Origin of the sequence: Arthrobacter crystallopoietes BAB-32 (genome assembly GCF_000328305.2) — a bacterium.
GTDB classification, from domain to species: domain Bacteria; phylum Actinomycetota; class Actinomycetes; order Actinomycetales; family Micrococcaceae; genus Crystallibacter; species Crystallibacter crystallopoietes_A.
Map to the genome: position 1 here is coordinate 20,463 of NZ_ANPE02000129.1, position 8,690 is coordinate 29,152.

An 8,690-nucleotide genomic window follows, 5' to 3' on the forward strand; every position below is an offset into this window, starting at 1 on the left:
ATGCGCCCGCTCGCCGTCGTCGTCGCCGTCCTGGTGGGGCTGGGGGCCCTGACCGCGGTGTCGGCTGCCGGTTTCGCCTTTGCCTTCGGGCAAGGCGGAACCGGCGGCCGCACCTTGGTGGTCGGGAACGACGACGGCGAGCTTGCCCGGGTGCCCCTTGACGCCGGTTCGTTTGCGGTGAGCTACCGCAACTCGATCTACCAGAGCGTTGCGGAGGAACGCTACGAGGTCCTACCGGACGGCACCTACCGCCTGGTGGAAATCGCGGCGGACCAGCTGGCTGTCCTCGAGGAGTACTACGGCGTCCCCGGAGCACCGGTTTCCGCCGGCCCGGACGACCGCCGCAACTATGTAGTGCCGCCGGACCCGTCGCGTCCGGCGGTCTTCGACACACTCTCCATCGCTGCCACCGACCTGGGGCAGCGCACCCTCCATGTCCCCGGAGAACCGCCGCTCGCACTGTGGCAGCTGGTCGGGCACGACAACCCGTACGTTGAGCTAGAAATCAAGGAGATCCCATGACCGAGCGACTGGACGGCAATGGCGCCGTAACCGCCCGTGCATTGCCGCCGGAGGGCCGGAAGCGTGGCCACCGCCATGCGGACGCGCCCGCCTCGAAGGAGGATTTCGGCGTCCTCCACGGCCCAAAGGGAACCTTCGATCCGGATAAGGACACGATCGACGAAGAGGCCCTCATCGCCGAGTTCGAGGCGGAAAAGCCGGCGAGGCACCTGAGCGGCAAGCCCAAGCTGATCGTCCAGGTCATGGGGGTGGCGTTGTCGCTGTTCGCCCTCTACTGGGTGTTCAACCCCATGGCGACGCAGTTCTACCTGCCGGCCTTCCTGATGCTCGGCCTGTCGCTGACCTTCCTGGTCTACCGCGGCTGGGGCCGGACCGCACGGGCCAAGGAAACCGGCCGGGCGGACAATCCGCACATCGTGGACTGGGTGCTCGCCGTCGTCGCGATCGTCCCGTTTATGTACATCATCTCCGACTGGGACGGCTTCTTCCGGCGGGCCATTATCCCCACGTACCTCGACCTGATCATGGGCACCATCGCCATCGTGCTGGTGCTCGAGGCATGCCGCCGCACCGTCGGCATCCTCGTCCCGGCCGTGGTGATGTTCTTCTTCGCCTACGCCTACTTCGGCCCCTACTTCCCGGACCCGTTCCAGACCTCCGCGTTCGGCTGGATCCGGCTCGTGGGCCATAACGTCATGGGCACCCAAGGCATCTTCGGGGTTCCGACCGACGTGGCGGCGACGTACATCATCCTGTTCACGATCTACGGCGCCGTGCTCAGTGCCTCCGGAGCCACCAAATTCTTCATCGACCTCTCCTTCTCGGCCTTCGGCCAGTCCCGCTCCGGCCCCGGCCGCACCGTGACCCTGGCCGGCTTCCTGCTCGGCACCGTCTCCGGCTCCGGCGTCGCCACCACCGTCACCCTTGGCGGCATCTCGTGGCCGCTGCTGCGCAAGGCGGGCTACCCGAAGGAGCACGGCGGCGCCGTGCTGGCGGCCGCCGGCATCGGTGCGATCATGTCCCCTCCCACCTTGGGCGCCGCGGCCTTCATCATTGCCGCCCTGCTGAACGTGTCCTACCTGGAAGTGCTGATCTGGGCCACCATTCCCACCCTGCTGTACTACCTGGGCATCATCCTGGCCATTGAGATGGACGCCCGGCGGTTCAAGACGAAGGCCGTCGATTTCGAGGCCAAGCCCGTCGGCAAGCTGCTGCTGCGCTTCGGCTACCACTTCAGCTCCCTCGTGGCGATTGTCGTCTTCATGGCCCTGGGCATGACCCCGTTCCGCGCCGTCGTGTACGCGACCGCCCTCGCCTTCGTGCTCAGCTTCTTCGACCGCGAGTCGTGGATGACGCCGAAGCGGATCTGGGACGCCCTGGCAACGGGCGCCACCGGCGCCCTGTCCGTCATCCCCGTGATGGCGGCGGCGGGCCTGATCGTCGGGGTCATGACGCTGACCGGCCTGGGACTGAAACTTGCCAACATCATCGTGGACTTCGCCGGCGGCAGCCTCTTCCTGACGGCGCTGTTCTCCGCGATCTCCGTGATCCTGCTCGGCCTGGCCGTTCCCGTCACCGCGAGCTTCATCATCTCCTGGGTGATCATCGGGCCCGCCCTCCAGGACGTCGGCGTTCCCGCCTTCGCCGCGGCCATGTTCATCTTCTACTACTCGGTGCTGAGCGAGGTGTCGCCGCCGACCGCGCTGTCGCCGTTCGCCGCGTCGGCCATCACCGGCGGCAAGCCCATCCCCACGATGTGGCTGACCTGGCGCTACACCCTCTCCGCCTTCCTTGTCCCGTTCATCTTCGTGCTATCGGGACCGGGCATCGGGCTGCTGATGCAGGGCGGCATCCTGACGGTGCTGCTGGCACTGGCCGTCTCGGCGGTCGCGGTCTCGGCGCTGGCGGTGACCACCGGCGGCTGGATCCTGGGGCCGGCAAACTGGCTGGAACGCGGCCTGATCGGCCTTGGCTCGCTGCCGCTGCTGGTCATGGAGCCGATGTACCTGGGCATTGGTGCCGCCGTGATCGCCATCGGCCTCCCGCTCCACGTCATCCGCATCAAGCGGCACTCGCACACTGCTGCATCGGCGGAGGCTGCCGGATGACGGCCCGGCGCTACGCAGTCATCGGCGGCGGCATCCTCGGGACGGCGGTCGCTCGCCGGCTGCTGGCCCTGCAGCCGAACGCCCACGTCACGGTGCTCGAGAAGGAACCGGAGCTGGCATCGCACCAGACCGGGCGGAACAGCGGCGTGGTCCACGCCGGGCTCTACTACACGCCCGGCTCGCTCAAGGCGCGGCTATGCCGTCGGGGCGTCGAGCTGCTGCAGGAGTACTGCGGCGAGCGCGGCCTGGCCTATGACGAATGCGGCAAGGTGCTCGTGGCGCGGAATCCGATCGAGGAAGCCCGGCTCGGCGACATCCTCGCCCGCGCTCAGGCCAACGGCGTACCGGATGTCCGGATCATCGGCCGCGACGAACTCCGCGCCATCGAACCCCATGTGGAGGGCATCTCCGGACTGCATTCGCCGCATACCGCGATTGTCGACTACGCTGCCGTCACCCGGGCACTGGCCGAGGACGTGGTCGCCGGCGGCGGCACCGTGACGACGTCGTTCGAGGTGACGGCGCTGGCCCGCCGCGGCAGCGGCACAGCCGTGACCGGCCGCCGCCTGGGAGCGGAGACCACCGAGGTGTTCGACGCCGTCATCATCTGCGCCGGCCTGCACGCCGACCGCGTGGCCAAGCTCGCCGGGGACGACGACGATCCCAAGATCGTGCCCTTCCGCGGCGAGTACTACCTCCTGCGCCCGGAAAAGCGGGACCTGGTGAAGGGCTTGGTCTATCCCGTTCCGGATCCCCGCTACCCCTTCCTCGGCGTCCACCTGACCCCGCGCGTGGACGGCGAGGTGATGGTCGGTCCCAACGCGGTCCTGGCGCTCGCCCGCGAAGGCTACGGGTGGACCACCATCTCGCCGCGCGACCTGGCCGATGCCCTCGCCTGGCCCGGCTTCCGCGCCTTCGCGAAGAAGCACTGGCGCACCGGCGCCACCGAGATGGTCGGCTCGCTGAGCAAGCGGCGGTTCGTCGCCGAAGCCCGCAAGTACGTGCCCGAATTGACCATCGACGACGTCGTTCCCGGCCCTTCCGGCATCCGCGCCCAGGCGCTGGGCCGCGACGGCTCGCTCGTGGACGACTTCCGCATCACCCGGCGCGGATCGGTACTGAATGTCCGGAACGCACCGTCCCCCGCAGCCACCTCCTCCCTGGCCATCGCCGAGCACATCGTCGCCATGGCCCTCGACCGAAAGGACACCCCCGCCCCATGAGTACCCCTCCCCTCGCCCGCGGCCTGTGGGGCGTGCTCGCGACCCCGTTCACCGGGTCTGGCTACGCCGTCGACACCGAGTCGCTGCGCCGCGAAGTCCGGCTCTACACGAACATCCCGGCCAGCGGGCTGGTGGTGCTCGGAGTGTTCGGCGAAGGCGCCGCCCTGGACACCGGCGAACAGGCCCTCACCGTGCGCACCGTGAGGGAGGAAGCCGGGGCCACGCCGATCGTCGTCGGCCTTTCCGCCCGCAGCACCAACGTGGCGATCGAGCAGGCGCGCACCGCCGTCGACGCCGCCGGCGGAAACCTCGCCGCCCTCATGGTGCAGGCCAACACTCCGGACCCCGAGGCTCTCAGCGCGCACCTGCACGCCATCCACCAGGCCACCGGCGCCGGCATAGTCCTGCAGGACTACCCGGTGGCCTCCGGCGTGAAGGTCAGCACCCCGCAGCTTCTGGCCGCGATCGGGAAGTGCCCGTTCATCGCCGCGGTGAAGTCGGAGGCCCCGCCCACCGCCGCGGCCATCGCCCAGCTCACCGCCAAAATCGACATTCCGGTGTTCGGCGGACTCGGCGGCGTCGGGCTGATTGACGAGCTTGCCGCCGGAGCGGCCGGCGCCATGACCGGCTTCTCCCACCCCGAGGCGCTGCAGCTGGCCATCACCGCTTACCAGGACGGCGGCTTCCGCGCCGCCCGTGACGTGTTCGCGCCGTGGCTGCCGCTGGCCAACTTCGAGGGCCAGCCGGGCATCGGCCTGGCGCTGCGCAAGGAGATCCTCAAGCGCCGCGGCATCATCGCCGAAGCGCTCGTCCGCCCGCCGGCCCCCACCCTGCCGGCCGAGCTGTCCGCCATGATCGACGCCCACCTCGACGCCGTGAAGGAGCTTGCCTGATGGATACCGGACTCAAGGGAAAGAATGTGCTGGTGCCGGGCTCGAGCTCAGGCATCGGCCTGGCCATCGCGCAGGCGCTGGCCGAGGAAGGCGCGAACGTGGTGCTCGCGGCCCGCCGGGAGGACGTGGTGCAGGCCGAGGCCGCGAAACTGCCCTCCGCCATCGGCGTCGGACTCGACCTCACCGACGACCAGGCGCCGGCCGCCCTGGTCGAGGCGGCGGAGAAGGCCTTCGGCCCCATCGACGTCCTGGTCCTCAACGGCGGCGGCCCGCCCCCGGGCGGCGCGGCGGAGGTCACGGACGAGCAGGTCCTGGCCGCAACCCACCAGCTGCTGCTCCAGCACATCCGGCTCACCAATCTGGTGCTCCCCGGCATGCGCGAGCGCGGCTGGGGCCGGATTGTCGCCGTCGGTTCCAGCGGCGTGCAGCAGCCGCTGGCCAACCTGGCGCTGTCCAACATCGGCCGCGCCGGCCTGGCCGGCTACCTCAAGACCCTCGCCGCTGAGGTCGCCGCGGACGGAGTGACCGTCAACATGGTGCTGCCCGGCCGGATCGACACGGACCGGGTGGCCTCCCTCGACGCAGCTGCCGCCAAGCGCACCGGCCGCACCCCGGAGGAAGCCCGCCGGTCCTCCGAGGCGGGCATTCCCGCCGGCCGCTACGGCAAGCCCGAGGAATTCGCCGCCGTCGTCGCGTTCCTGGCCGGCGTGCCTGCCGCCTACGTCACCGGGGAGCAGATCCGGGTCGACGGCGGCATGGTCCGCTCCTACTGACTCCTCCCCCTGTCACGAAAGGGAACCATGAACCACACCCTGCACCTGTGCTCGGTCCGTGATGGCGCGGACGAACTCGCCGCCGTCGTCCATCCCCGCCGCGGGCTGGCCCTGGTCCGCGACCTGCTGCCGGACTTCACGGGCGACATCCGGCAGGTCCTCGCCGAGGACCTGCTGGAGCGGCTGGAAAAGCTTGCGGAAACGGCCGACGGCGGGGTGTTCCGGGATCCGGAGAAGGTCACCTACGGCGCGCCCTACCGGCACCCGCGGATGCTGTGGGGCATCGGGCTGAACTATGTGGAGCACGCGTCGGACCTGTCCGAGGGCGTGCCGGAAGAGCCCGCCTCGTTCATCAAGGGCGACCACACGGTGATCGGCCCCGGCGAGGACATCCCCATCCCGGTGCAGAGCGAGCGCACCACGACCGAGGCGGAGGTCGCCGTCGTTATTGGACGCTACTGCCGCAACGTAGAGGTGGACGACGCGCTCGACTATGTGGCCGGCGTCGTACCCGTGCTGGACCAGACGGCGGAGGACATCCTGCAGCTCAACCCGCGGTTCCTCACCCGCTCCAAGAACTTCCCCGGGTTCTTCTCCTTCGGCCCGCGGATCGTGCCGCTGGCCGAGGCGGTCGGGACCGGGACGCTGGCCGACATGCAGGTGTCCACGGTGGTCAACGGCGAGGTGCGGCGGACCAACACGGTCTCCCACATGCGGTACAGCCCCGAGTACCTCGTCAGTTTCCACAGCAAGGTGATGCCGCTCTACCCGGGGGACATCATTTCCACCGGCACGCCCGGCGCCATCCACATCCGGCCCGGCGACACCGCCGAATGCCGCGTCTCCGGTGTAGGGACGCTCCGCAATCCGGTCACCTCGGGCAGCTGATGCCCGCGCTCAGCAAGGAGGATGGCAGCGATGGGCAGCGTTGACAGCATGCCGGAGGGCGGCTCGGCCGCACCGGACGGACCGCTGGCCGGGATCCGCGTGGCGGACTTTTCCCGGGTCCTGGCCGGGCCGTACGCCTCGATGATGCTCGCCGATTTCGGCGCGGATGTGATCAAGGTCGAGAGCCCGGCCGGGGACGACACCCGCTCCTGGGTTCCGCCGGTCGACGAACACGGGGTGGGCACCTACTTCTCCAGCGTGAACCGGAACAAGCGGTCGGTGGTGTGCGACCTGCGCAGCGACGAGGGCCTGGCCCGGGCACGCGGCCTGGCGCTGGAGGCGGACCTGGTGATCGAGAACTTCCGGCCGGGCGTCATGCAGCGGTTCGGGCTCGACTACGAGACGCTGCACGCCGAGCGGCCCGGGCTGGTCTACTGCTCCATCACCGGGTTCGGCAGCACCGCCGGAGCGCACCTGCCCGGCTACGACCTGCTGGTGCAGGCGGTGGGCGGGCTGATGAGCATCACCGGGTCGCTGGACTCCGAGCCGACCAAGGTGGGCGTGGCGCTGGTGGATGTGCTGACCGGGCAGAATGCCGTGGTCGGGATCCTCGCCGCGCTGGGGCACCGGGATGCCACCGGCCGCGGTCAGCGGATCGAGGTGAACCTGCTGTCCTCCCTCTTGGCCGGGCTGGTGAACCAGGCGTCCAGCACGCTGGCCACCGGCGAGGCGCCGCAGCGGATGGGCAACGCGCATCCGAGCATCGCGCCGTACGAGACGCTCGCCACCATGGATGCGCCCCTCGCCCTGGCCGTCGGCACTGACCGGCAGTTCGCCTCGCTGGTGGAGGTGCTCGGCGTGCCCGCGCTCTCCGCCGATCCGCGCTTCAGGACCAACGCACAGCGCGTCGCGCACCGCCGCGAACTCAAGGCGCTCCTTGAGGGACAGCTCCGGCACAAGCCCGCGGCGGAGTGGTCAGCCCTGCTCAGCCGCGAGGGCGTTCCGGCCGGGAAGGTGAACTCCATTGTGGAGGCACTGCAGCTGGCCGAAGAGCTGGGCCTGGACCCCGCCGTCGAAATGGCGGACGAAGGCGGCCCGCGCACCAGCAGGCAGGTCGCGAATCCCATCCGCCTCTCCGAAACCCCCGCCAGCTACCGGCGCCTGCCGCCGCTGCTCGGCGAGCACGCCGGCGCGTCCTTTGCGCCGTTCCCCTCCACCTCCGGCAGAAAGTAGGAACCCATGACTGCAGACCTCTTGTCGATCGACTCGCTCTTCTCCTCCGAGGAACTCGCCCTGCGCGACACCGTCCGCTCGTTCGTCGACTCGGAAATCAAGCCGAACATCGCCGGCTGGTACGAGCGGGCCGAGTTCCCCCTGGACATCGTGCCGAAAATGGCCGGACTCGGGCTGCTCGGCATGCATATCAAGGGGTACGGCTGCCCGGGACGCAGCTCGGTGGAGTACGGCCTCGCCGCCCTGGAGCTGGAGGCGGGCGACTCGGGACTGCGGACGTTCGTCAGCGTGCAGGGGTCGCTCGCGATGAGCGCCATCGCCAAGCACGGCTCGGAGGAGCAGAAGAACGAGTGGCTGCCGCGCATGGCCAAGGGGGAGGCCATCGGGTGCTTCGGGCTGACCGAGCCGACGGCGGGATCAGACCCGGGCTCCATGGCCACCTTCGCCAGGCGCGACGGCGACGACTGGGTCATCAACGGAGCCAAGCGGTGGATCGGGCTTGCGTCGGTGGCGCAGGTCGCCATTATCTGGGCCATGACCGACGACGGCGTCCGCGGCTTCGTGGTTCCCACCGGCACACCCGGGTTCACGGCCACGCCCATCACGCAGAAGCTCTCGATGCGCGCGTCCATCCAGTGCGACATCGAGCTGGCCGACGTGCGGCTGCCCGCAAGCGCGATGCTCCCGAATGCCAAGGGCCTGCGCGGACCGTTCGAGTGCCTGAACGAGGCCCGGTACGGCATCATCTGGGGTGCCATGGGTGCCGCGCGGGACAGCTACCTGGCCGCGCTCGACTATTCGAAGGAGCGCCTGCAGTTCGGCAAACCGCTGGCCGGGTACCAGCTGACCCAGGAGAAGCTGGTCAACATGGCGCTGGAGATCAACAAGGGCATGCTGCTGGCGCTCCAGATCGGGCGGCTAACCCGGATTTTTCATCGGTTGATTGCTGGCAGTCGTGAGGTGTCTGGAGCCGCTTGTTGTTCGGCTGGCTGGATTTGGGCGTGATGGGCTGGCCCATAAGCCGGGCTGGGCTTCAGGATTCCACGTACY

The 8,690-nt window shown here is 69.5% G+C and carries 8 protein-coding genes; all 8 read left to right on the forward strand.

The annotated features are described in order from the left end of the window. Genes D477_RS10725 through D477_RS10760 form a run of 8 tightly spaced genes read left to right on the forward strand, consistent with a single transcriptional unit; the run spans window position 1 to window position 8,645 of the window. Complete coding sequence (locus tag D477_RS10725; protein ID WP_005269059.1) at window positions 1–522, forward strand: hypothetical protein; 522 nt, start codon at window positions 1–3, stop codon at window positions 520–522. Then, the gene (locus D477_RS10730) at window positions 519–2,630 is read left to right on the forward strand and encodes a TRAP transporter permease (protein ID WP_005269060.1); all 2,112 of its coding nucleotides are present in this window, start codon (window positions 519–521) and stop codon (window positions 2,628–2,630) included. Before D477_RS10725 ends, D477_RS10730 begins: the two co-directional genes overlap by 4 nt. Continuing rightward, the gene (gene lhgO, locus D477_RS10735; RefSeq protein ID WP_005269061.1) at window positions 2,627–3,853 is read left to right on the forward strand and encodes an L-2-hydroxyglutarate oxidase; all 1,227 of its coding nucleotides are present in this window, start codon (window positions 2,627–2,629) and stop codon (window positions 3,851–3,853) included. Before D477_RS10730 ends, lhgO begins: the two co-directional genes overlap by 4 nt. Continuing rightward, the gene (locus tag D477_RS10740) at window positions 3,850–4,746 is read left to right on the forward strand and encodes a dihydrodipicolinate synthase family protein (RefSeq protein WP_005269062.1); all 897 of its coding nucleotides are present in this window, start codon (window positions 3,850–3,852) and stop codon (window positions 4,744–4,746) included. The genes lhgO and D477_RS10740 overlap by 4 nt, the downstream gene beginning before the upstream one ends. Then, complete coding sequence (locus D477_RS10745; protein ID WP_005269063.1) at window positions 4,746–5,519, forward strand: SDR family oxidoreductase; 774 nt, start codon at window positions 4,746–4,748, stop codon at window positions 5,517–5,519. Before D477_RS10740 ends, D477_RS10745 begins: the two co-directional genes overlap by 1 nt. Window positions 5,520–5,546: 27 nt before the next feature. After that, the gene (locus D477_RS10750) at window positions 5,547–6,407 is read left to right on the forward strand and encodes a fumarylacetoacetate hydrolase family protein (RefSeq protein ID WP_005269064.1); all 861 of its coding nucleotides are present in this window, start codon (window positions 5,547–5,549) and stop codon (window positions 6,405–6,407) included. Between the two features lie 30 nt (window positions 6,408–6,437). Further along, the gene (locus D477_RS10755) at window positions 6,438–7,640 is read left to right on the forward strand and encodes a CaiB/BaiF CoA transferase family protein (RefSeq protein ID WP_005269065.1); all 1,203 of its coding nucleotides are present in this window, start codon (window positions 6,438–6,440) and stop codon (window positions 7,638–7,640) included. Between the two features lie 6 nt (window positions 7,641–7,646). Further along, complete coding sequence (locus D477_RS10760) at window positions 7,647–8,645, forward strand: acyl-CoA dehydrogenase family protein (RefSeq protein WP_005269066.1); 999 nt, start codon at window positions 7,647–7,649, stop codon at window positions 8,643–8,645. Window positions 8,646–8,690 lie beyond the last annotated feature (45 nt).